Annotated in this window: 16 protein-coding genes and 1 pseudogene; 10 read left to right on the top strand and 7 right to left on the bottom strand. The window is 52.6% G+C overall.

What is annotated here, in order from left to right:
• Positions 1-27 precede the first annotated feature (27 nt).
• From gltB to GBK04_RS24135, 3 genes and pseudogenes are all read left to right on the top strand, one after another.
• Positions 28-4595 (top strand): annotated as a pseudogene (gene gltB, locus GBK04_RS24145) (glutamate synthase large subunit).
• A 77-nt stretch (positions 4596-4672) separates the two neighbouring features.
• Positions 4673-6181: a glutamate synthase subunit beta gene (locus tag GBK04_RS24140; protein WP_152764165.1), complete on the top strand. Its 1509-nt coding sequence runs from the start codon at positions 4673-4675 to the stop codon at positions 6179-6181.
• Positions 6182-6289: 108 nt separating this feature from the next.
• The gene (locus GBK04_RS24135) at positions 6290-6778 is read left to right on the top strand and encodes a VOC family protein (RefSeq protein WP_152764163.1); all 489 of its coding nucleotides are present in this window, start codon (positions 6290-6292) and stop codon (positions 6776-6778) included.
• Here the strand turns inward: GBK04_RS24135 and GBK04_RS24130 are convergent.
• Together GBK04_RS24130 and GBK04_RS24125 are read right to left on the bottom strand one after the other, a co-directional pair.
• The gene (locus tag GBK04_RS24130; RefSeq protein WP_152764161.1) at positions 6770-7300 is read right to left on the bottom strand and encodes a DinB family protein; all 531 of its coding nucleotides are present in this window, start codon (positions 7298-7300) and stop codon (positions 6770-6772) included. The two genes, GBK04_RS24135 and GBK04_RS24130, sit on opposite strands and share 9 nt — an antisense overlap.
• 100 nt (positions 7301-7400) lie before the next feature.
• Positions 7401-7823, bottom strand: coding sequence for an OsmC family protein (locus GBK04_RS24125; protein WP_152764159.1), 423 nt, complete (start codon positions 7821-7823; stop codon positions 7401-7403).
• A 303-nt stretch (positions 7824-8126) separates the two neighbouring features.
• On the opposite strand from GBK04_RS24125, the gene GBK04_RS24120 reads away from it, so the two are divergent.
• Positions 8127-8705, top strand: coding sequence for a collagen-like triple helix repeat-containing protein (locus GBK04_RS24120; RefSeq protein WP_373331302.1), 579 nt, complete (start codon positions 8127-8129; stop codon positions 8703-8705).
• 120 nt (positions 8706-8825) lie between these two features.
• On the opposite strand, the gene GBK04_RS24115 is transcribed toward GBK04_RS24120, so the two are convergent.
• The 3 genes from GBK04_RS24115 to GBK04_RS24105 form a co-directional block, all read right to left on the bottom strand.
• Entirely contained in the window at positions 8826-10976 is a 2151-nt protein-coding gene (locus GBK04_RS24115; protein ID WP_152764157.1) for an FN3 associated domain-containing protein, read from the bottom strand.
• Between the two features lie 72 nt (positions 10977-11048).
• A complete protein-coding gene (locus GBK04_RS24110; protein ID WP_152764155.1) occupies positions 11049-12506 on the bottom strand; it encodes a DUF1501 domain-containing protein in 1458 nt (485 codons plus the stop codon).
• An 86-nt stretch (positions 12507-12592) separates the two neighbouring features.
• Positions 12593-14917 (bottom strand): PSD1 and planctomycete cytochrome C domain-containing protein, encoded by a 2325-nt coding sequence (locus GBK04_RS24105; protein WP_152764153.1) that lies wholly within the window; start codon positions 14915-14917, stop codon positions 12593-12595.
• Positions 14918-15240: 323 nt separating this feature from the next.
• On the opposite strand from GBK04_RS24105, the gene GBK04_RS24100 reads away from it, so the two are divergent.
• From GBK04_RS24100 to GBK04_RS24090, 3 genes are all read left to right on the top strand, one after another.
• A complete protein-coding gene (locus GBK04_RS24100) occupies positions 15241-16488 on the top strand; it encodes a pyridoxal phosphate-dependent aminotransferase (protein WP_152764151.1) in 1248 nt (415 codons plus the stop codon).
• Positions 16489-16542: 54 nt separating this feature from the next.
• On the top strand, positions 16543-17343 hold the full coding sequence (locus GBK04_RS24095) for a queuosine precursor transporter (RefSeq protein WP_152764149.1): 801 nt from the start codon (positions 16543-16545) through the stop codon (positions 17341-17343).
• A gap of 97 nt (positions 17344-17440) precedes the next feature.
• On the top strand, positions 17441-19204 hold the full coding sequence (locus tag GBK04_RS24090) for a glycosyltransferase family 39 protein (RefSeq protein WP_152764147.1): 1764 nt from the start codon (positions 17441-17443) through the stop codon (positions 19202-19204).
• On the opposite strand, the gene GBK04_RS24085 is transcribed toward GBK04_RS24090, so the two are convergent.
• Positions 19201-20388 (bottom strand): alginate lyase family protein, encoded by a 1188-nt coding sequence (locus GBK04_RS24085; RefSeq protein ID WP_373331301.1) that lies wholly within the window; start codon positions 20386-20388, stop codon positions 19201-19203. The genes GBK04_RS24090 and GBK04_RS24085 overlap by 4 nt on opposite strands.
• A gap of 289 nt (positions 20389-20677) precedes the next feature.
• Entirely contained in the window at positions 20678-21442 is a 765-nt protein-coding gene (locus GBK04_RS24080; RefSeq protein ID WP_152764143.1) for a TrmH family RNA methyltransferase, read from the bottom strand.
• Between GBK04_RS24080 and tamL the strand changes: the two genes are divergently transcribed.
• From tamL to GBK04_RS24065, 3 genes are all read left to right on the top strand, one after another.
• Positions 21433-23916: a translocation and assembly module lipoprotein TamL gene (tamL, locus tag GBK04_RS24075; protein WP_373331300.1), complete on the top strand. Its 2484-nt coding sequence runs from the start codon at positions 21433-21435 to the stop codon at positions 23914-23916. The two genes, GBK04_RS24080 and tamL, sit on opposite strands and share 10 nt — an antisense overlap.
• A gap of 160 nt (positions 23917-24076) precedes the next feature.
• The gene (gene miaB, locus GBK04_RS24070; RefSeq protein ID WP_152764141.1) at positions 24077-25516 is read left to right on the top strand and encodes a tRNA (N6-isopentenyl adenosine(37)-C2)-methylthiotransferase MiaB; all 1440 of its coding nucleotides are present in this window, start codon (positions 24077-24079) and stop codon (positions 25514-25516) included.
• 71 nt (positions 25517-25587) lie between these two features.
• Positions 25588-26928: a sigma-54 interaction domain-containing protein gene (locus tag GBK04_RS24065; protein ID WP_152764139.1), complete on the top strand. Its 1341-nt coding sequence runs from the start codon at positions 25588-25590 to the stop codon at positions 26926-26928.
• The last annotated feature ends 46 nt before the right edge of the window (positions 26929-26974 follow it).

The raw sequence follows: 26974 nt of genomic DNA, 5'->3' as shown, positions 1-26974 counted from the left end.
ATTTGTAATTAGTTATACAAAATATACATGGAAGAAAATATGTCAGAACTGCCCGGCCTCTATCGTCCCGAATTCGAACATGACGCTTGTGGGATCGGTTTCCGGGCACATATGAAAGGACGAAAGTCTCACCAGATTGTAGCCGATGCCATCCACATGCTCGAGCGTATGGACCATCGGGGTGCCTGTGGTTGTGATCCCAATACGGGCGACGGGGCGGGCCTGCTGCTGCAAATTCCCCATGAATTTTTTGTGGAGGAATGTCTTAAGCTGGGTTTCCAACTACCCGACGCCGGAGAGTATGGCGTCGGTATGATTTTCTTTCCGCAGGATGAGGAAATCCGGGAGGAATGCCGGGGTATCCTGAACCGTAAGATCAAGAAACTAGGCATGACGTTGTTGGGCTACCGTAAGGTACCTACCCTCCACGATACACTGGGCGAGGGTTCCCTTTCGGTAGAGCCGCACGTTGAGCAACTATTTGTCAAACAGCCCGACCTGATCGAGGATGATCTGGCCTTTGAACGTAAGCTGTTCATTATGCGGCAGGCGGCCAGTAAGCTGATCGGGGGTGTTAAGGGAGCCAAAGAGCACTTTTATTTCTCATCCCTTTCGAGCCGTACCATATCCTATAAAGGGCAGCTTACGACCAATCAACTGAAATACTACTTCCCCGATCTGGACAACGAATCGGTTGTGTCGGCCTTTGCCATCGTCCACTCGCGTTTTTCCACCAATACTTTTCCTTCCTGGAAACTGGCGCAGCCTTTCCGCTACATTGCCCACAATGGAGAAATCAATACCGTAAAAGGTAATGTGAACTGGATTCGGGCCGGTGAAAAATCCTTCGAATCAGAATACTTCACGAAGGAAGAAATGGAAATGCTGCTGCCGATTTGTGACGCCAAGCAGTCTGACTCGGCCAACCTTGATAACGCCATCGAGCTCCTGTACCTGTCGGGACGTTCCCTGCCGCACGTCATGATGATGCTGATTCCCGAAGCCTGGGATGGCAACGAACAGATGGACCCCGTCCGTCGGGCTTTTTACGAATACCACGCAGCCATTATGGAGCCCTGGGATGGCCCGGCGTCTATTTCCTTTACCGATGGCAAAATTGTGGGAGCTACCCTGGATCGCAACGGCCTGCGTCCGTCGCGCTACTGGGTACTCAACGACGACACCGTCATCATGGCCTCCGAGGCCGGGGTACTTGAAGTAGATCAGGCCAAGGTGGTGAAGAAAGGCCGCCTGCAACCGGGTCGCATGTTTGTTGTGGATATGGAAGAGGGACGTATCATTCCTGATGAAGAACTGAAAGCCGAAATCTGCGCCCGGCAGCCCTACCAGGAATGGCTGGACGAGTACAAACTGCACGTCGATGATCTGGACATGCCAATCCGGATGTACCGTAACTACGACGATAACGCCTTGCTTAAGCGGCAGATGGCCTTCGGATTTTCGTCCGAAGACTTGCGGATGATTCTGGCCCCAATGGCCCAAACGGGTAAGGAAGCAATCGGCTCCATGGGTACCGACGTACCTCTAGCTGTACTTTCGGAGCAGAGCCAGCATTTGTCCAACTACTTTAAGCAATTGTTCGCGCAGGTAACGAATCCACCGATTGACTCCATCCGGGAACGCTCCATCATGTCGTTGATTGGCTTTGTGGGCGCTACCGAAAACATCCTGACCGAAACCCCCTGGCACTGCCGGCAGATCGAACTACCCCATCCGGTGCTGACCGTACAGGAATTCGATAAGCTACGCTTTGTGGATAAAAACCACTTCCAGGCCAAAACGATCAACACCTACTTCCGCTCCGATCAGGGCGGCAAAGGCATGGAGCGGGCGCTGGAGCGCATCAGGCAGTACGCCGAGGATGCCATCGAAGACGGCTTCGAGATTATCATCCTCTCCGACCGCGCCATTGACTCCGATCACGCGCCGGTACCTTCATTGCTGGTGACGGCCGCCGTACATCATCACCTGATTCGCAAGGGCTTACGGGGCAAAGTGGGTATTCTGGTCGAAGCTGGAGATATTTGGGAAACCCATCACTTCGCTACCCTGCTGGGTTACGGAGCGGCAGCCATTTGTCCGTACATGGCTTTTGAATCCTTGTCATTCATGAACCGTACCAAGCGGATCGAAGGCGACTACACCGACGAAAAACTCTATACCAATTACATCAAAGCTGTCAATAAAGAACTGCTCAAGATATTCTCGAAAATGGGAATATCCACGCTCCAATCGTATCAGGGCGCGCAGATATTTGAGTGCCTGGGTTTAAATAAAGAGGTGATCGACCAGTACTTTCCCGGTACCATCTCCCGTATCGGGGGAATGGGAATTGGTGAAATAGCCCGTGAGGTGCTGGTACGTCACAAGGTAGCGTACCCTGAAACGCCCCAATTGAATCCGCATCTGGAAGTAGGGGGCTTTTATCAGTGGAAGCAGCGGGGCGAATCGCACCTTTTCAATCCGCAGACAGTGCACCTGCTCCAGCAAAGTACCAAAGCTAACGATTACGGTCTTTTCAAGAAGTACTCAAAATTGATTGACGACCAGAGCCAGAAGGCCATGACACTCCGGGGTTTGATGCAATTCAAGAAAGGTACCCCCATCCCCATTGAGGAGGTCGAGTCGGTGGAGAATATCTTCAAGCGTTTTGCCACAGGGGCCATGTCGTTCGGTTCCATATCGTGGGAGGCGCACACTACGCTGGCTATCGCCATGAACCGGATTGGCGGCAAATCCAACTCCGGTGAGGGTGGCGAGGACGAGTTACGCTTTAAAAAGCTTCAGAACGGCGACAGCATGAACTCCTCCATCAAGCAGGTAGCTTCGGGTCGCTTTGGGGTAACCAGTCATTATTTGAGTAATGCGCAGGAACTGCAGATCAAAATGGCACAAGGTGCCAAGCCCGGAGAGGGCGGGCAGCTACCCGGCCACAAGGTCGACGACTGGATAGGTCGCACGCGTCATTCGACTCCCGGCGTGGGGCTCATTTCTCCGCCGCCGCACCACGACATCTACTCCATCGAGGACTTGGCGCAGTTGATTTTTGATCTGAAAAATGCCAACCGCAAGGCTCGGATCAGCGTCAAGTTGGTGTCTGAAGCCGGGGTAGGTACTGTAGCCACGGGCGTAGCCAAAGCACACGCCGACCATATTCTGATCGCGGGCTATGACGGTGGTACGGGTGCCTCGCCGCTCAGTTCCATCCGGCATGCCGGGCTACCCTGGGAACTGGGCCTGGCCGAAACGCATCAGACGTTGGTAAAAAACAAGCTGCGGGGCAGAGTCACCATACAGGCCGACGGGCAAATCCGCACCGGTCGCGACATGGCCATTGCCGCCATGTTGGGAGCCGAAGAATGGGGCGTAGCTACCGCAGCCCTGGTGGCAGCAGGCTGCATCATGATGCGCAAGTGTCACCTGAATACCTGTCCGGTGGGGGTAGCTACCCAACGCCAGGAATTGCGCGCACTCTTTACGGGTAAGCCCGAGCATGTGGTGAATATGTTTTATTTCATGGCCACTGAAATGCGCGAAGTCATGGCGCAGTTGGGCTTCCGTACCGTAAATGATATGATTGGTCAGGTGCAGTACCTTGAAATGCGGCCCGATCTTAAGCACTGGAAATACAAGAACTTAAAGTTCGACGCCATTCTGTACAAGGAAGACTCCGGGCTGGACGTAGCACAGTTCAAGCAGGAAGAGCAGGATCACGGAATCGATAGCATCCTGGATCATGATTTGATCAAAGCGGCCCAACCCGCGCTGGAGAATTCCGAGGAAGTATACGGAGAGTTTCCGATCATCAACCTCAACCGCGCGGTGGGTACCATGCTTTCCAACGAGATTTCAAAAAAATATGGAGGAGCCGGCCTGCCAACGGGTACCATCCACTACAAATTCCGGGGTACCGCCGGGCAAAGTTTCGGCGCTTTCAACACAGCGGGTATCCGGCTGGAACTGGAAGGCGATGCCAACGACTACTTCGGTAAAGGCTTGTGCGGCGCCGAACTGATTACCTACCCCGACCGCGACGCCAAGTTCAAGCCCGAAGACAATATTATTATTGGTAACGTAGCCTTTTACGGAGCTACTTCGGGCGAAGCCTACATCCGTGGTACCGCCGGAGAACGCTTCTGTGTACGCAATTCGGGCGCAAAAGTAGTGGTGGAAGGTACCGGCGACCATGGTTGCGAGTACATGACGGGGGGCGTAGCGGTTATTCTGGGAGAAACCGGACAAAATTTCGCCGCCGGTATGTCGGGGGAGTAGCTTACGTTTGGGACAAGGCGGGCAATTTCAATGAAAAAGTGAATCTTGAAATGGTAACCGTCAATGCCCTGAATGCTGAGGACGAAGGAATTTTGCGCCAATACGTGGATAAGCATTTCCAGTACACGACCAGCAATGTAGCTTTCCAGATCACTCAAAACTGGAATGAGGTCGTGAAGCAATTTGTCAAGGTACTACCTACTGATTTCAAACTAGCGCTCGAAAGCCGGGGCATCAGCTTATCTCAGCAAATTGCCGACAAGAGCGTGGTGTATCAGGACATCGTAATTGACGTAAATTAATTTCTGAATGAGATGAAAAAAACATTCTCTCATTCAATAAATCACTCATCGCACCGGCGACCCGGTCAAAAATAAATATGGGAAAACCCACAGGATTTTTAGAGTTTGATCGCGAATTACCCAAGAAGCGCCCCGTCGAAGAAAGGGTGCATGATTATAAGGAAATTGAAAGTGCCCACAGCGAGGATGATTCGCGCCAACAGGCCGCCCGCTGCATGGATTGTGGCATTCCTTTTTGCCACAACGGCTGCCCGCTGGGCAATATCATTCCCGAGTTCAACGATGCCGTTTATGACAACAACTGGGGGCTGGCCTACGAAATCTTGGCTTCCACCAATAACTATCCTGAGTTTACGGGCCGTATCTGCCCCGCACCCTGCGAGGCATCCTGCGTGCTGGGAATTAACAAACCGCCCGTGGCAATTGAATTCATCGAAAAATCCATTGCTGAAAAGGCCTTTGAAATGGATCTGGTAAAACCCCGTATCCCCAAAAAACGTACGGGTAAAACCGTGGCCGTGATCGGCTCCGGCCCGGCGGGTATGGCGGCTTCCTCCCAGTTGAATCAGGCCGGCCATACGGTGACGCTTTTCGAGCGGGCCGACCAGATCGGCGGACTGCTGCGCTACGGCATCCCCGATTTCAAACTGGAAAAACGGATCATCGATCGGCGTTTGGCGGTGATGGAACAGGAGGGTATCGAGTTCCGTACCAATGTGGAAATTGGAAAAACCATCAAAGCCGACGAGTTGCTCCGCGACTTCGACGCGATCGTGCTGGCTGTGGGCTCGACCGTCCCCCGCGACCTTAAAATCGAAGGACGTTCGTTGAAGGGGGTACATTTTGCCATGGAATTCCTGAGCCAGCAGAATAAGCGTGTGGCCAATCGGCCCGTTGAGAAAGATCATCAGGGGCAGGAATATGTCCACGAAGAGCTTTGGGCGACGGGCAAAAATGTGGTGGTGATCGGTGGCGGCGACACGGGTTCCGACTGCGTGGGTACCTCCAATCGCCACGGTGCCAAGTCCATCACCCAGATCGAACTACTGCCCATGCCCCCCCATGAGCGCGACACCTCCACCCCCTGGCCCAACTGGCCCATGATGCTGCGCACATCCACTTCCCACGAAGAAGGGGCCGACCGGAAATGGTCGCTTAACACCAAAGCTTTTGTGGGAGATGAGGAAGGTAATCTGAAAGCTCTCAAAATCGTGCAGCTCGACTGGCAGATGAATGCCGAAACAGGCCGACTGAGCATGCAGGAGGTACCTGGCACCGAACAGGAAATCCCCTGTGAACTGGCCCTGCTGGCGGCGGGTTTTCTGAATCCCCAGCAAGAGGGACTGCTCAATGACCTTGGTTTGGAATACGATGACCGGGGCAACATCAAAGCGAATAAATATCAGTCAACTACCAATGAGAAGGTGTTTGCCGCCGGAGATTGTCGCCGGGGTCAATCGCTGGTCGTATGGGCGATCAGCGAAGGCCGTGAAGCCGCCCGCGCGGTGGACGAGTACCTGATGGGTGAGTCATTTCTGGAAGCCAAGTCGGTTTCCATGCTGACTCCGCAGTTCGCCAATGTGTAGGTTTTCACAGCGCGGTCAACAGAAAAAGGGAAGGCATTCGTGCCTTCCCTTTTTCTGTTGACCAACATCTTTTATTACTAAACAGATTTCGTCAATACTTTCCAAAGAATGGATAATTACATCATTCCCTCCGGTACGCGCATCGGGCATGTACATTTGAAAGTTTCCGAGCTGTCCCGCTCGCTCCAATTTTACTGTGACTTGCTGGGATTTACGCTGATGGCAACCTACGGACCTGATGCGGCTTTCATCTCAGCAGGAGGCTATCACCACCACATCGGCTTGAATACCTGGCAAAGCAAGGGCGCTTCTCCCCCACCGCGCCGAAGTACCGGACTATTCCACACTGCCATTCTGTATCCCGAGCGTAAAGATTTGGCGACCGCCTACCGGCGGCTTCTCGATGCAGGGTACCCTTTGACAGGTACTGCCGACCATGGGGTATCCGAAGCGCTGTATCTCGATGATCCCGACCAGAATGGTGTAGAATTGTATTGGGACCGTCCCCGCGAAGTATGGCCGCTCCAGCCCGATGGCTCGATTCAGATGTACACGCGTCCTCTCAATCTGGAAGGCCTGCTACGGGAATTACTCTGATTCGGAATTTTCCGTCACGACCCGTACCGTCACAAGTAATTGTCCCACGTGACGCATAGTGTGTTCGGCGGCATGGACAAGCAGCCCCAGAACTGTAGAGGGTACCTGCGCCCGTCCTACCCCCCGAACCTTCGTGAGGGTACCTTCATTAGTATTTTCCAGCTGTTCGAGCGCAGTTTCTATTTGTTGATTAAAATGAGTTATCAGGAGTTCCACGGGTTGGTTTTGCTCGATTACTCTTCCCTCATTTGCTAAATTTTCGAGCTGAGTCTCCGACAGCATTTCGCCCCGCGCGTAAGTGAATAGCCGATCCAGTACTCCCGTCAAATGCTGCAAGTGAAATCGCACCGAAGCAAGGCCTGCGGGTTTGGTATCCAGCAAATCCGGATTAAAATCATCCATCAGCTCATCCACTTCCTCGCGCGCCTGCATCAGGGCGTGGGCCACGGGTTGTATAAGCGGCGGGATGCCGGGCAGTGGGCCACGAAGCCACACTTCCGGTTTTGTTGTCGTCTTTTTCATATTCTTCGGTTGCGGTCAAGTTCAGTTCAGGGAAGAGGTACCCATAAAAAAGCACCGTCCAAAGACAGTGCTCATTCTGATCGATCAGTAAACTATTTGGCTAGGATGCCAGTTCGGCGTCCAACGATATTTCGGCGTTCAGCAGTTTTGAGATCGGGCATCCGTCCTTCGCGCCTTCTACTAGTTCCTTGAATTGGTCTTCACCGATCTCGGGAATACGAGCTTTCAATACCAGATGGCTTTTTACGACTTCTCCCTTGGCAGGATCCAGCGAAACGGTACTTGTTACGTTCAATTCATCCGCGGTAAAGCCGGCCGCATTGAGGTCGAAGCTGAGTTTCATCGCAAAGCAACCCGCATGGGCGGCAGCAATCAATTCTTCGGGGTTAGTACCCTTACCTGATTCAAAACGGGTTTTATAGGAATATTGGGTATCGTCCAGGACGGTGCTTTGGGTAGTTACGGTACCTTTACCTTCTTTGCCGGTACCCTTCCAAACGGCGGTTGCATTTCTGTTAATCATTTCTGTAGTTTTATAATGGTTTATGCCTGTATAACGCCAAAGAGGGGGCTAGGGTTTCTTGAGATAGTCAGTTAATTCTCCAGACACGGGTCTTGAGCTAGGCCTGTCTGTAGCAATTCGAGGACAGTTTTTTTCCGGTTCGGGTCTTTTCGAATTCTGGTTTTTGACAAATAGCCATTAAACCCACAACCCGGATGGGGGTCAAACCAGCACTGAAATGTCAAACAAATGGTTATGACTGGTACAGTCTTTTCAACCCTCAATCTTTATTCCATTCACTCACTTATAAATTCTTCGATCGCCATGAAAAAAATCCTGTTATCCCTCGCATTATTAGCTTCTGTTTCGATGGTAAGTTGTACAGGACCCGCCGGACCCGAAGGTCTGGAAGGCTTACCTGGCCCGCAAGGCCCCAAAGGCGATCCCGGCGTCAATATCCTGGGCACTGCGTTCGACGTGACGGGTACCTTCAACACGGGGAACGACTACCGCATTTACTTTGAATTTCCGGTAGATAAAGTGGAGGTCTTCGAATCGGATGCCGTGCTGGTGTACCGCCAATGGGAAACCGTCCAGGACGGTAATCAGACACTTTCGGTCTGGCGTCCGCTTCCCCAAACGGTTTTTATGTCCAATGGAGCTCTACAATACAATTTCGACCATACTTTTGTGGATGTGAGCATGTTCATCGATACCCAGTTTGACCGCACCACGCTGGGATCGCAATGGACGGCCAACCAAAAATTCAGGGTCGTAGTCGTGCCCGCCGATTTTGCCAAGGCCGGGCGGTTAGGTAAACCCATCGACTTTAATAATTACGATGAAGTGAATGAACTACTTCAGCTCGACCAGCGAAGAATCGAGACCTATCAGGCAAAATAAGCCTGCAACAAGGTACCTATTTGTACAAAAAAGGCCCTGAAATGATTTCAGGGCCTTTTTTGTACAATTGATAATTTGGGGGCCAAGGGTTAAATCCTCAGGTAATTGAATTTAAATGCCTCAATTGACCAAAACCTCATCCATGAACACCCAGCCCTTCAAACCCTTTTGCGGATGCCAGGACGGGAGTCTGGCGATCGGTACTGCGACTACTTTAATAAAACGGATAGGGGTAGGCTGAAACGATACCTCGAAAAGTTTTTCCCCGTTATTAGGTTCTTTTTCACTAGGCATAGGGGGCTTTTGGGTACCTAGCAGCTTCAACTTATCTGATTCCATCCCACCCCATACTTCTAGCTTTACAGGTGGAAATATGGAAGCCCCTACGTTTTGTAGCATGCTCAGCGAGATTTTCTGAGCCGTAACCGGACGCTTGAACGACAGCAAGGCCGTCAGCGGCTCGTCCATGAAACCCGTCCATTTTCCATTCTTGAAATCTCCACCGCCCTTGACACCATCGGCCAGTACCTTGCCGTGGGTACCATTGTATTGGGGTGCGGGCGTCGTGAGCAGCAATACGCTGTCGGGACGGAAAGTATTACGGTAGAAAAAACGTTGCACCACATCGCTGCCGTACCAGCCGGGTTTATAAGCACGGGCTTTTAAGCGGGCATTATCCTTAATAGGTACCCCATTTTTATATATCGGAGAAGTAAGGCTGTCGGGTTCGGTATCATCCAGTGTATAGCGAATGACCGTCCCGGCAATCTGATGTTTGAGTTGAATCACCGTATCGCCAGACAGGATTTGGTCTTTGGTGACGATCTGCGGTGGGTTCAGTTTTAGCACCACTGTATCGCTCCGGTACCCCGACTCAAAGGTTATTCCTTTCAACTCCTTTCTTAACTGGATGAATTCTTCCGGCTTCACATCCGTATTCCACACGTAAAGCGAATTCAGGGCCGGGGCATTTTTCAAGGTACGAAGCTGGGCTACGTTTACGGGGGTACCCGTCAAGGAAAGCTGACGCAGGTGCGGCAGCTTGTTCAGTTCGCCTAAGGTACCCCCTGTGATGTCGGTAAAATTCAGGAGCAGTTTGCGCAAATTGGTGAACTGAGCGATCAACTTCAAATCTTCATCCTTCACGGGCATCTTGCTGGCATCCAGTTCCACAATCTGGTCTTTGATGAGTGTCAAATCCGTCAGGTCGGAACTTTTGAAAGCTGCCTCACTGAAAAAACTCACCGACAACGCGGGCGACCCGGCAGCCAGTGGGGTAATGACGCGGTAGTTGGTGTTCAACTCCCGAACTTTACTTGCATCGGCAGCGGCAAACTCGTAGGTTTCTTCCGCTTCGGATACCCCCAACCGCTCCGATGCGAAGCGAAACAGCGGATCATCGGCCGGAAATTCCACCACTTTGGCCGTAAAACTCGATCCACCCCGAATCCAGCTTTCCAGCACCTGAATTTCATCTTCGGACAACTGCACTTTTCCTCGCGGCGGCATGTGCTTTTTATCATCGAGGGGTAGGTGCGCACGCCGGAGCAACAGACCCAAATCGGCTTGAGTAGTATCCCAGGGTACCCCCTCTTTACCGCCCTTTGCCAATAACTCGGCGGTACTCATAATCAGTTCGCCCTTGGCTTTTTGCGGATTATGACAGCCCATGCATTTTTCTTTCAGGATAGGCTGCACTACGTGGGCAAACACCAGCGCGTCGTCCATCGCCACGGCCGGGGTACCTTGATCGGACATAATCGGAGCCAGCAGAAATTCTTCGCCGTGGGTGATATTGGCTCCCAAATGCCCCGCAAACAGCAGCACGACAATGGTACCCCCCGCCAGTAGCTTTGTAGGGAGCAGGTGAGTAGGCAGCCGGTTCCGGAAGCTATACCAACCGAAACTGATAAAAGCGGTAGCAATGCCCGTCCACTTATGCCAGAAAATAACGTCCTGTTCGTACCCGGTTTCCTGTGAAAGCAAAAGCCCAAGCAAAGCCGTGAACGTAGCGGTGAAAGCGCCCAACAGCAGCACATCGTCGGCCCACATCGGAAGGGCTTCGCCCTTTTTTGGCCGGGGTGCCACGATAACCCCAAACCCGTACAAGATGAGAACCGTAATGGGAAAGTGTAAAAACAGCGGATGCATCCGCCCCGCGACCTGCAGCCAGCCGGGTACCTGCAGTTGATTTTCAAAAACCAGCAAAAACGCCAGCAGGCAAACCAAAAAGAAGGTAGTATTATAAACGAGGGTTCTGAGGCGGGGCATGTAAAGCGTAGGACTGGTAGCTTTCTAAAAAAAGCCAATAACCATTGGCTAAAAAAATACTTAAACAATTCGTTACGCAATGATCCCCTTCACCACTTTTCCGGCCACATCGGTGAGGCGGTAGCGGCGGCCCAGGTGCTTGTAAGTGAGTTTTTCGTGGTCGATGCCCATTTGGTGGAGTACCGTGGCGTGGAAGTCGTTGACATGGACAGGGTCACGGACAATATTATAGCCGAATTCATCGGTTTCGCCGTACACGCCGGGCTTCACCCCGCCCCCGGCCATCCAGATGGTGAAGCAACGCGGGTGATGGTCGCGGCCGTAATTATCGGGAGCCAGGTTACCCTGACAATAGTTGGTACGGCCAAACTCGCCGCCCCAAATCACCAGGGTTTCGTCGAGCAATCCACGCTGTTTGAGGTCGGTAATCAGGGCCGCTGATGACTGATCCACATCCAGGGCTTGTCCTTTGATTTCGCGGGGCAGGTTGCCGTGGGCGTCCCAGCCCTGATGGTAAAGTTGCACAAACCGCACCCCTTTTTCGGACAATTTGCGCGCCAACAGCACGTTGGCCGCGTAGGTACCCGGCACCAGGCACTCGGGGCCGTAGAGTTTGACGGTGCTTTCCGGTTCTTTGGTAACGTCCGTAATTTCCGGCACGGCGGTCTGCATCCGGTAAGCCATCTCGTACTGTTGGATTTTGGTATTGATCTCGGGATCGCCAAATTCCTGGTAGGTACCTTCGTTCAGAGCCGCGAGCTTATCCAGCATTTTACGCCGCTCCGCCATGTCCATACCATCGGGATTATTGAGGTACAAAACCGGATTATCCCCACTGCTGAACTGCACGCCCTGATGCACAGAATCCAGAAATCCATTGGTCCAGAGCTTGGAATAAACCCCCTGCCCGTTGCCTTTTCCCCGCGAAAGCAGCACACAGAACGCGGGCAGGTTCTGGTTTTCGCTTCCTAGGCCATAGCTCAGCCACGACCCCATACTGGGCCGATTGCCCACTTGTGCGCCCGTCTGAAAAAATGTCAGCGCGGGATCGTGATTAATAGCCTCAGTATGAATGGTTTTTATAAAGCAAAGATCATTGGCTACCCCCGCAATATGGGGCAAAAGTTCACTGATCCACGCTCCCGAGTGGCCATATTGCTTGAAATTGAAATAGGTACCCGCCAGCGGAAAAGACGACTGGCCGGAGGTCATGCCCGTCAGGCGCTGTTCGCCCCGAATGGAAGCGGGCAATTCCTGGCCCTGCATTTTGTTCAGCATGGGCTTATAGTCGAACAGGTCAAGCTGCGAAGGAGCGCCATTCTGGAACAGATAAATGATCCGCTTGGCTTTGGGCGCGAAATGGGCCAGTCCAGCCAAAGTTGCGTCCGTTTCAGCTTCACTGCCGCCACCCTTAAACAAATCGGGCATCAGCAGCGATCCCAGCGCCACACTACCCAGCCCCAGACTAAGCTTGGACAAAAAATGGCGGCGGTTCTGATTCAGACCAAATTCAAATATGTTCTTTTCCATTGTTTTTTGTTCTTTGTTTTCTGTTTTTCGACTAGTGAGGTGCTGTCTTGATTATTGACGATTCCACAAAAAACAGTTCAACAATTTTACGTTTTAGTAATAGCCTCTTCCATGTTGTAAATTGTCTCGATGACCTGCATGAGCGCCGCCCATGCCGCCCGGTCGGCGATCCTGGCCTGCGGGTACTCGCCCACGTCGAGTACCTTGCTGGCGTTCAGCTTATTTTGTTTGAAAAGGGCGGTCTGTCCGTCGAAGTACCCCCTCAGGATCGCCGTCTCCTTCTCGGTTGGTTTGCGGCAGACGATCCGGCGGAAGGCCTTGGTAATCTTCTCCTGCGCCGGGCTTTTCTCCTGCATCAGATTCTGGGCCAGCACCCGCGAGGCCTCCAGCACCGTGGGGTCGTTCATCATCACCAGTGCCTGCAAGGGCGTGTTGGTCTTCGAGCGCACCACCTCGCACTGGTCGCGGTTGCTGGCGTCAAAGATGATCATAGAAGGCGGGGGTACCGTCAGTTTGATGAAAGTGTACATCCCGCGGCGGTAGAGCGCATTACCCCGGTCCTGAATGTATTCCTTCAACACCCCCCGACCTGACGTGGCCGACTCCCACAGGCCCTCGGGCTGATAGGGCTTCACGCTCGGTCCACCGATTTTCGGCACCAACAGCCCGCTGCTGGACAGCACCACGTCGCGGACGAACTCGGCCGGGATGCGGTAGCGGGGGCCATGTGCCAGATAAATGTTGTCGGGGTCGACGGCGTGTTTCTTCGGGTCGATTTTGGCGGATTGCCGATAGGTGGCCGAGGTGACGATCTGTTTCACCAATCGTTTGATGTCCCAGCCGTGCTCCATGAAGTCCACCGCCAGCCAGTCCAGCAGCTCGGGATGAGTGGGCAAATCGCCCTGCATGCCAAAATCACCGGTCGTCTTCACCAGTCCACGCCCAAAAAACTGCTGCCACATCTGGTTGACGAATACACGCGCGGTGAGCGGATTGTTCTTATCGGTTGTCCAGCGCGCCAGGCCCAGCCGGTTTCGGGGGTACTTCGTAGTATCGAATTTCATCACCGCGGGCAGGGGCTGCGCCCACACCCGGGTGGTAGGAGCATCATATACCCCCCGGTTCAGCACGTAGGTCGGGCGTAGGGTGTCGCGCTCTCCCAGCACAGATACCGTCAGCATACTGGTGTCGGGGCGGTTGAGGAAGCGGAGAAGATTTTTGGCGTCAGCATCTGAGATCGAGACAATAGGCTTTTTGGCCGGTTTGGATTGGCTCACATCCCCTTCGTAGCCTACTTCGGGTGTGTTGTTAAAGAAGGCGAACATCGAGTAGTAATCTTTCTGCGAGATAGGGTCGTACTTGTGATCGTGGCACTGGGCGCACTCGGCCGTCATGGCCAGAATGCCCTTCGAGAAGGTCTTGGTCTTGTCCAAAATGTACTCGATGCGGTACTCCTCGGGGATCACCCCGCCTTCCTCGGTGTACTTGTGGTTGCGGTAGAACCCAGTCGCCAGTATCTTTTCTTTGTCCGTATCAGGCAGCAGGTCCCCGGCCAGCGTCCAGGTCACAAACTTATCGTACGGAAGATTCTCGTTGAAGGCGTGGATCAGCCAGTCGCGCCACGGCCACTGCGTGCGGATGTTGTCGTCCTGGTAGCCGTACGAATCGGCGTAACGCGCCACGTCCAGCCAGTGGACGGCCATCTTCTCGCCGTAGGCCGGCTGCTTCAGTATCTCGTCCACGATCCTGGAATAGGCCTGCTCGCTGTTGTCGGCCAGAAACTTGTCCTGCAACTCCAGCGAGGGTACCAGGCCGGTCAAGTCCAGCGAAACGCGCTTGAGCAGGTGCTCCTTGTCGGCGGTTTCGTTAGGCGTGAGCCCTTTCTGCTCCATCTTGGCCAGGACGAAACGGTCCAGCTCGTTGCGCGGCCAATCCTCTTTATCCACTTCGGGCAGGGGTACCTTCACCGGCGTGACGAAGGCCCAGTGCTTCTCGTACTTGGCTCCCTGCTCGATCCATTTTTTCATGAGTGCCACCTCGTCCTCATTCAGCAGGCCCAGGTGCGATTCGGGCGTGGGCATCTGGTAGTCGGGGTCCTGCGAGCTGATGCGGCGGTAGACCTCCGACTCTTTGGGCTTTCCGGGCACGAAAGCAAAGGCGCCCTTGGTCTCGCGCAGGGGCAAGAAGGCCGACTCGGCCAGGTCGAGGCGCAGACCGGCCTGGCGTTTCTTGGCGTCGGGGCCGTGGCACGCGAAGCACTTGTCGGAGAGGATGGGGCGGATGTGGAAGTTGTAGCTGACGAGCTCGGGCGTGTTGTTTTTTTTGAAGAAGCTGTTTTTCTGAAAGCACGAAGCCACCACCAGAATCAGCGTTCCCAGAAAGGCAGTCAGTAATAAAAGTCGGTTTCGCATAAGAAAGAGATACACGCGCTTGCTTTTTGCAACAAAGCGGCAAATAATGGCAATTTACTAGGTTTATAACGTACCATCACGTGGCACCGTTCGTATTTCGATAAATTTTTCAATTTGTATACTACTCATATACAGGTGGATGGCTGCTTAGTAAATTCCACGGGTTTGAACCAAAGTTATTCATCCTACCAATTTGATACAGCCCAGCAGACCACGTAGGGCGAGGTAGTTTTGTGCCTGGCTTTTATAGGTAGGTACTATCCTTTTTTTCTATCTTTGGAGCCAAATTCAACCGTTTATCCGCAAATGCCGGATTTTTTCTTATGGAGTTTCAAAAGAGCCAACGCCTGAATCACCTCAAATATGATATCCGGGGTCCTGTGTACGAAAAAGCACAGGAGCTGGAAAGTCAGGGATACAAAGTAATCAATCTGAACATTGGCAATCCGGCCCCGTTCGGTTTCGATGCGCCCGACGAGATTGTGCATGACATCATCATGAACATCCGCAACGCCCAGGGCTACTCGGATTCCCGCGGATTGTTTGCGGCCCGTAAGGCGGTCATGCATTATACTCAGACCCAAGGCATTCCCAACGTCGAGATCAACGATATTTTCATTGGCAATGGCGTCAGCGAGCTAATTCTGCTTTCTATGCAGGCTCTGCTCGATACTGGAGACGAGATTCTGGTACCTTCACCCGACTATCCCCTGTGGACTACCTCGATCGCCCTAAGTGGCGGCAAGCCTGTACACTACATCTGCGATGAAGCTGCGGACTGGAACCCCGACCTGGACGATCTGGAAAGCAAGATCACGCCCCGCACTAAAGGCATCGTACTCATCAATCCGAACAATCCCACCGGGGCCGTGTACGAAAAAGATGTAGTCGAGCGCATTGCCCGTCTTGCCGAGGCGCATGGTTTGATCATTTTTTCGGACGAGATCTACGATCGTATTCTTTACGACGGAGCCGTGCATTACCCTATTGCCACGATGGTGGAAGAAACCCTGTGCGTGACGTTCGGAGGATTATCCAAAAATTACCGCGCGGCGGGATTTCGGGGCGGCTGGATGATTGTCAGCGGAGCCAAGCACCGGGCCAAATCATACCTCGAAGGCTTGCTGCTGCTGGCCAGTCTTCGGCTTTGTGCCAATGTACCTACCCAGTATGCTATCCAAACCGCTCTGGGTGGCTACCAGAGTATCAAGGACCTAGTACTTCCGACGGGACGTCTGCATAAGCAGATGAACCTGATATATGACCGCCTGGTTTCTATTCCGGGTATAAGCTGTGTGAAACCCAAGGGCGCGCTATATCTATTCCCGAAAATAGATTTAACAGCGTTCGATTTTAAGGACGATGGCGATTTCGTGTATGATTTGTTAAGCGAGCAGAAAGTGCTGGTGGTAGCCGGGACGGGCTTCAACTATATTCATAATGATCATTTCAGAATTGTTTTCCTACCTACGGCCGACGAGCTAAATCAGGCGATGGACCGGATCGAAAACTTCCTGGAATCGCGCCGACTGGTCACAGCACCCGCTTTGGAAGAAGCCCTTGGTTCGTAGTTCTTCCTCCTAGTTTGGAGCGGCCGCTCTCAATCCTGTACTTAGAACTTTTACATGAAACCCTCCCCTACCGCAGCCGAACTAAAAGGGCAGCGTCTGTTCCTGTTTTTGTGCGGGCTGTTCCTGACCAATGCTCTGATCGCTGAGATCATCGGAGCCAAGATATTTTCGGTTGAAACCTTGCTGGGCTGGCAGCCTGCCCAAATTCCTATTGCTGGTCAATTACTGGACTTTAACATGTCGGCGGGGGTGCTCAATTGGCCCATCGTCTTCATTACCTCGGACCTTATCAATGAGTACTTCGGGCGGCGGGGCGTGCGCCGCATCTCATTCCTCACAGCGGGTTTCATCGTTTATATGTTCGGCACGATCTACGCGACCACTCTACTACCTCCGGCGCAGTTCTGGCTGGATCTTAACCGCACAGATTCGGCGGGGAACGCTTTTAATATCAACGAGGCCTTTTCCTTGATTTTTCGTCAGGGATTGGGGATCATGATAGGTTCCATCACGGCCTTCTTATTGGGTCAACTCCTCGACATCTCGGTATTTTCCTGGCTGCGCCGCCGCACGGGCAGTAAACACATCTGGCTACGAGCTACCGGCTCCACCTTGTTTTCGCAACTGGTGGACAGCTTCGTGGTCATTGGGGTAGCCTTTTATATTTTTGGCAATTGGAGTATCTCACAGGTACTGGCAGTAGGTACTGTCAATTACCTTTACAAGGGCGCGATCGCGATTCTTACCACTCCCCTGCTGTACGTAGCCCATTACTTCATTGATCGGTACTTGGGCAAAGAACACGCTCATAAAATGGTGGAAGAAGCCGCCACGACCACCTTCACGGCCGTTTAAATTCTAACTCGGCGCTTTTGGTACCGATAATCGTTTTAAGTTTGCTGAAAAATCACAAGGTACCTACCTCACTCTGTTCAGTACGATTTTATCCTGCATGAAATTCCCACCCATTTACTCTATACTTCTGATCATCGCTCTGGCATTTTTGCTACGCGTTTACAAATCAGGCACCTACGCTCTGTACCTCGATGAAAAATATACGGTAGTCATTTCGCAGGGCATCGTGATGGAGGGGGCCAACCAGAAAGATGTTTTCTTTGTACCCGGTAAGAAATACTTCACTCCCAAAGAATTCTGGAAGGAAAAAACCTTCGCCGACTACATTGAAGCTAATATCCGGAGCGACATTGGCAATAGTCCCATCTACTACGGGGTACTCTGGGTGTGGTTGAAGCTATTCGGTTTCAGCGATTTTTCGGCCCGTTTCCCTTCCGTTATTTTCAGTACGATGGTGGTGGGTATGGTCTATGTATTTGTACGAAGGCACTTCCGTTCCGAATCCTTAGCCTTGCTCAGTGCTTTCCTGACGGCCATAGAACCCTTCTTTGTGGCATATAGCCATATGGCCCGTAACTATTCGATGAGCTTCTTCCTTACGCTGCTGGCCACGCATTTGTTCCTTCTCATTGTAGAGCGGCAGAGGCAAGGAAGGCGCGATACGCCCTGGAAACTGTACACCGGCTACGGGCTGGTCTTCGTGCTAAGCCTGCTCTCCCATTATCTTACCATTACGGTCTTCCTCTGTCATGCACTCTATGCTCTGCTATTTATTCGGCCCCTAAAAAACTGGCTACCTTTCATCTATACTGCCGTCGTCGGCCTGGGCGTTGTATCGCTGTGGTTCATTTTCGGGGGCGGTAAGTACGCTTTCCAAACGCTGGCTTATCAAGCCCAACTGTATGGTAGCCTGGCGCAAACGAATCCCTACAATAACGGATTTGGTATAATTCTGCCCGCAACTCTATCCAATGTAGCTATAAGATCGGCACCTTTATGGGCCGACCTGCTCATGTTTTCGAACGGACTGGGACAGATTGAAGCCCTGGGTATTAGGAATATGTTCATAGCATTTGTCCTGGGCATCGGGGCATTAGTGGCACTGCATCGCTACCTACAGACTACGTCGTCGTGGCTAGCGGTGGTTTTTGGACTGTTGCTGGTGGTAGGTATGCCGCTCTATACGGTACCGCGCCTGGCCTATGTCGTTCTGGCCGCTTTTCCATCGTTCATCTATCTGCTGGTGCTGTACCTGCGTCGCCACGTTATCCGCAAGGATCGGTCACTTATCTGGTTTATGGCCATTTTGGCCATTGTACCTACTCTCTTTTTGGTGGTGATGTCGTTCAAGAACAACCATACCTACGGGCTTATGCAGCGGTATTCGGGCTTTTCCTTTCCTTACTCGATTATTTTTGTAGCCATGATGCTCCGGCAATTCTGGCTAATGCCCGGAACCATCAAACTAATATTGGGGGTAGTTTTGGTCATCCAGTCCTATCTTGTCGCTAATCTTCTGGTGCGTATCTACCAGGATCGCGACCCTAAGTATACCTACTTTATCAATCCCAGAGGCCCCAATCCGTATATCCAGACCGCCGAGCGCATTAAGGTCAACTACGCACCCGGTGATACGATCCTCTATCCTTCGATTAAGCTCAATCCCCGCGATTCCATCGAGAAAACCTATTCGCCCTATTCCATTATGGACGCGCAGTGGACCAATTTTTACCTACCCAAAGACGCCGAATACTGGCAGCGCATGGATACTACCCAGACTGATAAGGTGATTCTGATTAAGGGAAATACGGGAAAGCGAATTGAAATCTTTGACTTCCAGGGTACTAAATATCGATATTAAAGTGTCAGGATCGCCCGGTAGTCCTCCGAAGTTGAAGTAGGCAAAGAATCGGCTTTAGCTCCATAGTCCGTTTTTTTGTATTTCCGGGCAGCTTCTTTGAGTATTGAGCCGGTAAGGTCATAAGGTCTGGCTTTGATCTGCTGGTACTTCCATTCCTTTTCATTTCCTAAGTAAGGGATCAGCCAGTCAATGGCTTTATGAATGCCTTTTCCATCGGCAGTCTGGTAGTTCCACAGATCGACTGACACGTGCTCGGCCAGTCGGGCCAGTACCATAAAGCCGTAGAGATTCATGTTGGTATAGTTCCAGGAAAGCGTCCGGGCCAGTTCGTGCGGTTGGCTGCCGTCGGGTTGGAGTTGGCTGGCCAGACGGGCTTTGGTGGTATCGAGTTGTTTTTTGGCTACATCTTCCCGTCCGCAAAATAGGGCACTGGCTACCACCTGCACGTCGTAGTAGGTACCGTGGTTGTTGTGCTCGTCGGCTTCGTCGAGACCGATGGGGCTTGTAGTGAGCCAGGTCAGATAGTCCGAAAACCAGTTTTTGAGCGCCGCGTGGTTCGCAGCCGTCCAGCTTTTGGATGTTTGCAGCAAAATTGCCGCGTCGATGACCCGGTACAATTCCCGGGAGTCGATGATGCCGATGCCACGGCCTTCGGTAATGCCAGGGATCCCCTGCCCGTAGTTGAGGTGAGGATTCATTTGGGTACCTTCATCCAAAAACCAGGTACTCAACAACCTTTGTGCAAATTGAGCGTATTTTTCTTCATTTGTAAAGTAGTACGCCAGCGCCATCAGTTCGCTATCCACAATCATATCATGGAGCTGGTCGTGGTCGGTAATCCCGTTGATTTCGGGATTGCGCTGACCGTCTTTCCGGATGTAGGGCTTGCCATCGGGCTTGCTGGGGTCTGGCCACCAGTAGGGGCCCTGACTCATGTAGTCATGCTTGTTTCCACTGGGCGGAAGCTGCGTTTTTTGCATCACCGAGTACAGTCGTCCTGCTTTTACCACCGCATCGGCCTTTTGCACCAACTGACCCAACGCTTTAATTTTTTCGGGAGCAGACCGGTTTTCAATGGCCCTGGCGTTTTGGGCCAGGGTACCTCCGTCCAGCACCAGCGTTTTAGGTACCGTTGGAGCAATAGTGGCGAACAGGCTAAACAGAATTAGGGAAAGGGTATTCATCGAGAAAGGCATTTAAGACTGAATCCAGGGAAGTGTTGTTAGTAAGACGGGAGGGAATGCCTTTGGCCCTGAATCAGTCGGGATTTTGGACGCAACCTAAAATATGATTTCTTTGACTAATTCATTAATTCTATATATGTCTTCACCTTGTCTGTGCCCCCACAAACCTTATTAGTCCCAAGACTGCACAGGAACCTAAAAGACCGAGATTGCCAATCTAGAAAAGTTAATTGCCGCACCTGAAAAATATTATCAAACGGTAACAATCTCCATTCTCTTCTTGAAATTATTATTTCAAAATCCCTAGCCCCCGCCGCCATCCATCGCAAATCACCGCCGTCGCGATACCTACATTCAGCGACTCAGCCTCCCCAAAACGCGGGATGGTGATCCGGTGCGTGATACGCGTACCTACCTCCGGTCCGATGCCCTGCGACTCGTTGCCCATGACAAGGTACCCCCCAGCTTGGGGGAAGGAAAAATCATACAGCGATTCGCCGTCCAGGAAAGCACCGATGAGGGCGTGCTGAGTAAGGTACCCTTCGATAAAGTCCGGCAGGGAAGTGTAGTGGGCTCGCACGCGGGTGAAAGAGCCCTTGCTGGCGGCGATGACTTTAGGATTGTAAAAATCCGTCGTATTCTCGGAGCAGATAATTTTCGGGATGCCGTACCAGTCGGCGATGCGCAGGATGGTACCCAGGTTGCCGGGGTCGCGGATATCGTCGAGCATCAGGGCATATTTGCCCGGATCGGCACATAAAAAGGCGTTTTCCTTCGTTTTGGCTACGGCGAGGCAGGCGTCATTGCTCTGGAAGGTACCCAGACGGTCCATGTCAGCGGGGGTGGCCAGAATCCAGTCAACGGTGGGGCGGCTGGGAATACTTCCGTAGTTTTGCAGGAAATCGTCCGTCGCCACCACGAATTCCACGGTATAGTCGGAAGCCAGCAGTTCGAGTACGCTCTTGGCTCCTTCCACGACAAAGGCTCCGTGCTGCTGACGGTACTTTTTGATTTTCAGCGAATTGATATACTTGATCTGATTTTTTGAGAGCATTGAATAAAGCGCGTTTCGTTACGTATTTGGCTATTTTCGGCATCATGGCCCTGTCCGTGCTACCGGGTTGCGTCCGGCTGTCCGCCGACGGCCCCAAGCGGTACCTCCTGGGAACCACCACCTTTAAAGGCAACTCGACCATCAGAGATGGCGAACTGGAAGATCTCATTCCTCAGAAACCCAACCGCCGTTTCCTGGGTCTGCCCATTTTCCCCTACCTGGCTTTGTACCAGGCGGCCGAAGTTACCTACAGCAAGGAAGATCAGCAGCGCAAGTTAACCGCCCTCACGCAGGAATACCAGCAGAAAACCACCGAGTACCAGAATAGCCCCCGGCAGCTTAAGAAAATCCAGCGCAAGTATGGCCGTAAGATAGCCCGTACGAAACGCCGCGTAGAGGAAGGTAACGATTTCATGCGTATTTTCGGTGAGCCGCCGGTGTATTTCAGCCAGGACGATGTACTCAAAAACACGGAAAAAATACGGGGGTACCTGTTCAACAACGGTTTTTTTGAAAACAAGGTCACCTACGAAACCGACACGAGTTTCAAGCGGATCAGGATTACGTACATGATACAGGAAAACCGCCCTACGCTGCTGCGCGATGTGCGGTACAGCATCGCCGATGCCCGTGTTGACAGCCTGGTGCAGAATGAAAAAAACAAGTCGTGGCTGAAAACTAAGGATCGCTACAAGGGGAGCTCGTTCGAGGAGGAACGGATTCGGCTGGAGACGCTGCTGCGCGACAATGGCTACTACGGATTTTCGAGACAGTATATTTCGTATTTGGTCAACGACACCATCACCGCTCCCCAAACGGATAGTCTTTATAAACAAGTGGATGTGCTGCTGCGCGTAGAAAATCCCGGCAGCGAGGGTACCTTCACGGTATATCCGGTGCAGTCGGTGCAGTTCGAGGTACTGCCGCCCGGCAACTGGCCGGATTCCTTGTTCAGGAAAGATACCACTCAGTATCAGGACATCCGCTATATTTTTTCGGAGAAGGAATTTTCGCCGCGCATCCTGAACGGCAAGATGCTGATCCGGCCGGGCAAGTTGTACAGCCAGCAGGACGAGCGCGAAACGCAGCGGCAACTGTCGCTTACCGACCAGTTCCGCTTCGTTAACTATACCTTCGATACCACCGCCCAGGGATTGCGGGGGTACTTCCGGGCCATTCCCCTGGACAAGTACCAGGTTTCGGCGGATGTGGGTGTGAACGTCATTCAGCTGCAGCAGGCACCCGGCCCTTTTGCCAACCTTTCCTATAAAATCAGGAACGTATTCAACGGCCTCGAAAACTTCGAGGTCAACCTGCGGGGCGGCATCGAGGCTGTGACGGGCTTCAACGACGGCAATCTGTACCGTAGCCAGGAACTGAGTGTTAACACCTCCCTGCTTTTCCCGCAGCTGCTGTTTCCGGCGGGTAGCTTCAGGTACCGGTTCGGACGTTTCAATCCCCGCACGCAGGTAGGTTTGGGCTACAACTACGTCAACCGGCCCGAGTATGCCCGTTCAAGCGTGAAGGCCGCCATGACCTATTCCTTGCAGCCTTCGCCGGTCACGTTTTTTAACCTTTCTCTACTTGATCTCAATATCCTGAATACCACCCGACTGGCGCCGGAGTTCGACAGCTTGCTGAGTTCGCTGCAAAGCCAGGGGAATAACCTCCGTAACAGTTTTCTGCGCTCGTTCGTGTCGGACATTAATTTTACGTTTGTCTATAATACCAACTCATTTATTGGGCCGCCCAAAAACGCCCAGTACCTGCGGGTAGCTCTGGAATCAGGTGGTACCACACTCGGGCTATTTCCCGGCCAGCGCGATATCATCAATAAACCCTTCGGCAATCTGCAATTTTACCAGTACCTGCGCTGGAATGTGGACTATCGGCACTATTGGCCAGTGGGTCGTCGCTCTTCGTTTGTGGCGCGGGTCAATTCGGGTAATGTGTACAGCTACGGGGTAAGTTCGGTGCCGCCCTACGAGAAGTATTTCTTTGCGGGGGGCTCCAACAGCGTGCGAGCCTGGCTGCCGCGCCGGTTGGGGCCGGGTGCTTCACCGCCACGCCTCACGCCCAGTAACTTCTCGGTGGAAGCGCCAGGCGAGTTGCTGCTCGAAGGCAATTTGGAATTCCGGGGCCGGCTTTTCCGGTTTTTTGGTGATGTCAATTACGCCCTGTTCCTCGATGCCGGCAACGTCTGGACCCTGCCTACGGCGAAGAATTCAACGCCCGCCGATTATGCTCCCGGCGACTTCCGGTGGAGTGAATTCACCCGTCAGATTGCGCTGGGAACGGGATTCGGGATCCGGTACGATCTGCAGTACTTTGTCCTCCGGTTCGATTTCGGACTGAAAGTGTACGATCCCTACCGCCAGAAGTTCGTACTGCGGGATTTTTCCTGGCAAAAGCCGTTCAGCCCTTCCCAACCCAACTTCCTCAATTTCAACCTGGGCGTAGGGTACCCCTTCTGAGTGGAGACGGGGCCGCCCGTGCGGTGGAAGGTACTTCGAGGAAGTGTGTTCTGTTGAACTTCTGGCAATTTTTACACTGACACTTTGTCAGTATTTTCGAGATTTTTTTCTACTTTTGCCGCTTGAATTTATTGAATGATCCTAATAGGTCTACGACCCAATGAGTATTTCTCTTAAAATATTGACCGAAGCCGACAAAGAAGCCTGTGAAACCGTGAAGGTGAGCGAGGAGGAAATTTCTTTGGGTAAAAAAAAGCTATTCATCGAAAGCTACGGCTGTCAGATGAATTTTTCGGATAGTGAGATCGTAGCCTCCGTCATGCGTGGCGCGGGGTTTGCCACTACCGCCTCCGAACAGGACGCCGACCTGATTTTCCTGAATACCTGCGCCATTCGTGACAACGCCGAGCAGAAAGTACGGAATCGGTTGAAACAGCTCAACCATTTGAAGAAAAAGAAACCCGGCATGTTGATTGGCGTGCTGGGCTGCATGGCGGAACGCTTGAAAGCCAAGCTGCTGGAAGAAGAAAAAATGGTGGACATCGTGACCGGACCCGATGCCTACCGTGACCTACCCCGGCTCATCGAGGAGGCCGAAACGGGCCAGAAAGCCGTGAATGTGCTGCTTTCGCGCGAGGAAACCTACGCCGACATCTCCCCTATCCGCCTGAATTCCAATGGCGTAACGGCTTTTATCTCCATCATGCGGGGTTGCAATAACATGTGCAGCTTCTGCGTGGTACCCTTCACCCGAGGCCGCGAGCGTAGCCGTGATCCGCACAGTATTGTGCGCGAAGCCCGAGAGCTTTTCGAGCAGGGGTACCGCGAAGTAACGTTGTTGGGGCAAAACGTAGATTCCTACCGCTACAAATCGCCCGATGACAACGGGGAAACCTACGACTTTGCTACCTTACTGGGCATGGTAGCGCAGGTGCATCCCGATTTGCGTGTCCGGTTCAGCACCTCGCATCCCAAGGATATTACCGACGAGGTACTGTATGCCATGAAAAAGTACGACAACGTCTGCAATTATATTCACTTACCCGCTCAGAGCGGCAACAGCCGGATTCTGGAGCTGATGAACCGGACGTATGACCGCGCGTGGTATATGCAGAAAATAGACCGTATCCGCGCCATTCTGGGCGAGGACTGCGGCATTTCACACGACATGATCACAGGATTCTGCACCGAAACGGAGGAGGAGCATCAGGATACGCTCTCGCTTATGGAGTACGTGCGTTACGATTATGGCTATATGTTTGCCTACTCCGAGCGTCCCGGCACGCCGGCGGCCAAGAAACTGACCGACGATATTCCGTACGATATAAAACTGCGCCGCCTCAACGAAGTGATTGCCGTTCAGCAACGCCATTCTCTGGAGCGCAATCAACGGCTGGTAGGCAGGGTGCACCGCGTACTGGTAGAAGGTACTTCCAAGCGCTCCGACTCTGATTTACAGGGCCGCAATGACCAGAACAAAGTTGTGGTTTTTCCGCGTGAGAACTTCAAAAAAGGTGATTACGTCAACGTACTGGTCACGGAATGTACCGCCGCCACCCTAATTGGTCACGCAGTAATCGAGTTGACAGCGGACTGTTAACAAGGGGTACTTTTCGTGCCCTTGGTTGTCTCTCGCAATCATTATCAACTGCACCCTATCCACTAGAACAAATGGATCTATCCGAAATACAGTCCGTTAAAAACCGCTTCGGGATCATAGGTACCGCACCGGCCCTCAACTACGCCATCAATGTGGCGATGCAGGTGGCGGCTACTGACCTAACCGTGCTCATTACGGGCGAGAGTGGCAGCGGCAAGGAATCTTTTTCCAAGATCATCCATAGCCTCAGTACCCGCAAGCACGGGAATTTCATTGCCATTAACTGTGGAGCCATTCCCGAAGGTACCATCGACTCCGAGCTTTTCGGACACGAAAAGGGGGCCTTTACCGGTGCGTTGGATGCGAGGAAAGGGTACTTTGAAACCACCAACGGCGGCACGATTTTCCTGGATGAGATCGGAGAAATGCCCGTCGCAACCCAGGCCCGCCTGCTGCGGGTACTGGAAAACGGGGAGTACATCCGCGTGGGAGCTTCCAAAGTCCAGAAGACCGATGTGCGGGTGGTAGCGGCTACCAATGTCAACCTCAGGGAAGCAGTCAATACCGGGAAGTTCCGGGAGGACCTGTATTACCGGCTCAACACGGTACCTATCTTCGTACCGCCCCTGCGCGAACGGGGCGAAGACGTGCTGATGCTTTTCCGCAAATTCACCAACGATTTTGGCGAACGCTATCGTACCCGGCCTGTGCGGCTGTCGGCGGAAGCCCGGGATACTTTGATGGATTTCGAATTCCCCGGGAACATCAGGCAATTGAAAAACATCGCCGAACAGATTACAATCCTGGAAACCGATAAGGATGAGCCCATCAGTGCCGACACGTTGTACCGCTACCTGAATCCCATGAATCCCGTTCCGCCCCGGGCCCGGATGGGCCAGGCGCTGATTCCTCTGGGCTCAGGCGCTGACGCAACCTCCTTTTCCGAACGAGAGCTACTCTATAAGGTACTCTTCGACATGCGCCGCGACGTGACCGAGTTAAAGAAACTAGTCAGGGATGTTTTACAAAATGAACAACCCAACCACGAAATCCTGAAAAACCATCAGGATCTTTTCGACACTATTAATCCTGAAACCGCTTCACCCGTTACCGAAGCCTCCCGCCTGCTGGCCGCCCATGAGCAGCAGTTATCCGACATGACCGGATTCGACCGGGGGGTACCTAAACGCGTGGTGGATCTGGATCGGTACTCCGAAGAACGCAATCTGATAGAAGACGTGGAGCATATCGCCGAGGAAGAAGAGTCTCTTTCCCTGGAAAATCAGGAGAAAGATCTCATTATCAAAGCCCTGCGCCGCAATAACAATAAACGAAAGTACGCCGCCCAGGCGTTAGGCATATCAGAGCGCACCCTGTACCGTAAAATCAAGCAGTATGATATTGAGGAGTGAGGGGAATTATAAGCTATGAATTATGACGGGGTTGCCCATGCGATTA

This window comes from Salmonirosea aquatica, from assembly GCF_009296315.1.
Classification (GTDB): Bacteria; Bacteroidota; Bacteroidia; order Cytophagales; family Spirosomataceae; genus Salmonirosea; species Salmonirosea aquatica.
The sequence above is the reverse complement of the archived record's forward strand: the minus strand, read 5'-3'. Positions and strand labels throughout refer to the sequence as shown.

Excerpts from the sequence above, each read along its gene's own strand:
- GBK04_RS24140 (WP_152764165.1), top strand. The coding sequence starts at position 4,673 with ATGGGAAAACCCACAGGATTTTTAGAGTTTGATCGCGAATTACCCAAG.
- GBK04_RS24135 (WP_152764163.1), top strand. The coding sequence starts at position 6,290 with ATGGATAATTACATCATTCCCTCCGGTACGCGCATCGGGCATGTACAT.
- GBK04_RS24130 (WP_152764161.1), bottom strand. The coding sequence starts at position 7,300 with ATGAAAAAGACGACAACAAAACCGGAAGTGTGGCTTCGTGGCCCACTG.
- GBK04_RS24125 (WP_152764159.1), bottom strand. The coding sequence starts at position 7,823 with ATGATTAACAGAAATGCAACCGCCGTTTGGAAGGGTACCGGCAAAGAA.
- GBK04_RS24120 (WP_373331302.1), top strand. The coding sequence starts at position 8,127 with ATGAAAAAAATCCTGTTATCCCTCGCATTATTAGCTTCTGTTTCGATG.
- GBK04_RS24115 (WP_152764157.1), bottom strand. The coding sequence starts at position 10,976 with ATGCCCCGCCTCAGAACCCTCGTTTATAATACTACCTTCTTTTTGGTT.
- GBK04_RS24110 (WP_152764155.1), bottom strand. The coding sequence starts at position 12,506 with ATGGAAAAGAACATATTTGAATTTGGTCTGAATCAGAACCGCCGCCAT.
- GBK04_RS24105 (WP_152764153.1), bottom strand. The coding sequence starts at position 14,917 with ATGCGAAACCGACTTTTATTACTGACTGCCTTTCTGGGAACGCTGATT.
- GBK04_RS24100 (WP_152764151.1), top strand. The coding sequence starts at position 15,241 with ATGGAGTTTCAAAAGAGCCAACGCCTGAATCACCTCAAATATGATATC.
- GBK04_RS24095 (WP_152764149.1), top strand. The coding sequence starts at position 16,543 with ATGAAACCCTCCCCTACCGCAGCCGAACTAAAAGGGCAGCGTCTGTTC.
- GBK04_RS24090 (WP_152764147.1), top strand. The coding sequence starts at position 17,441 with ATGAAATTCCCACCCATTTACTCTATACTTCTGATCATCGCTCTGGCA.
- GBK04_RS24085 (WP_373331301.1), bottom strand. The coding sequence starts at position 20,388 with ATGAATACCCTTTCCCTAATTCTGTTTAGCCTGTTCGCCACTATTGCT.
- GBK04_RS24080 (WP_152764143.1), bottom strand. The coding sequence starts at position 21,442 with ATGCTCTCAAAAAATCAGATCAAGTATATCAATTCGCTGAAAATCAAA.
- miaB (WP_152764141.1), top strand. The coding sequence starts at position 24,077 with ATGAGTATTTCTCTTAAAATATTGACCGAAGCCGACAAAGAAGCCTGT.
- GBK04_RS24065 (WP_152764139.1), top strand. The coding sequence starts at position 25,588 with ATGGATCTATCCGAAATACAGTCCGTTAAAAACCGCTTCGGGATCATA.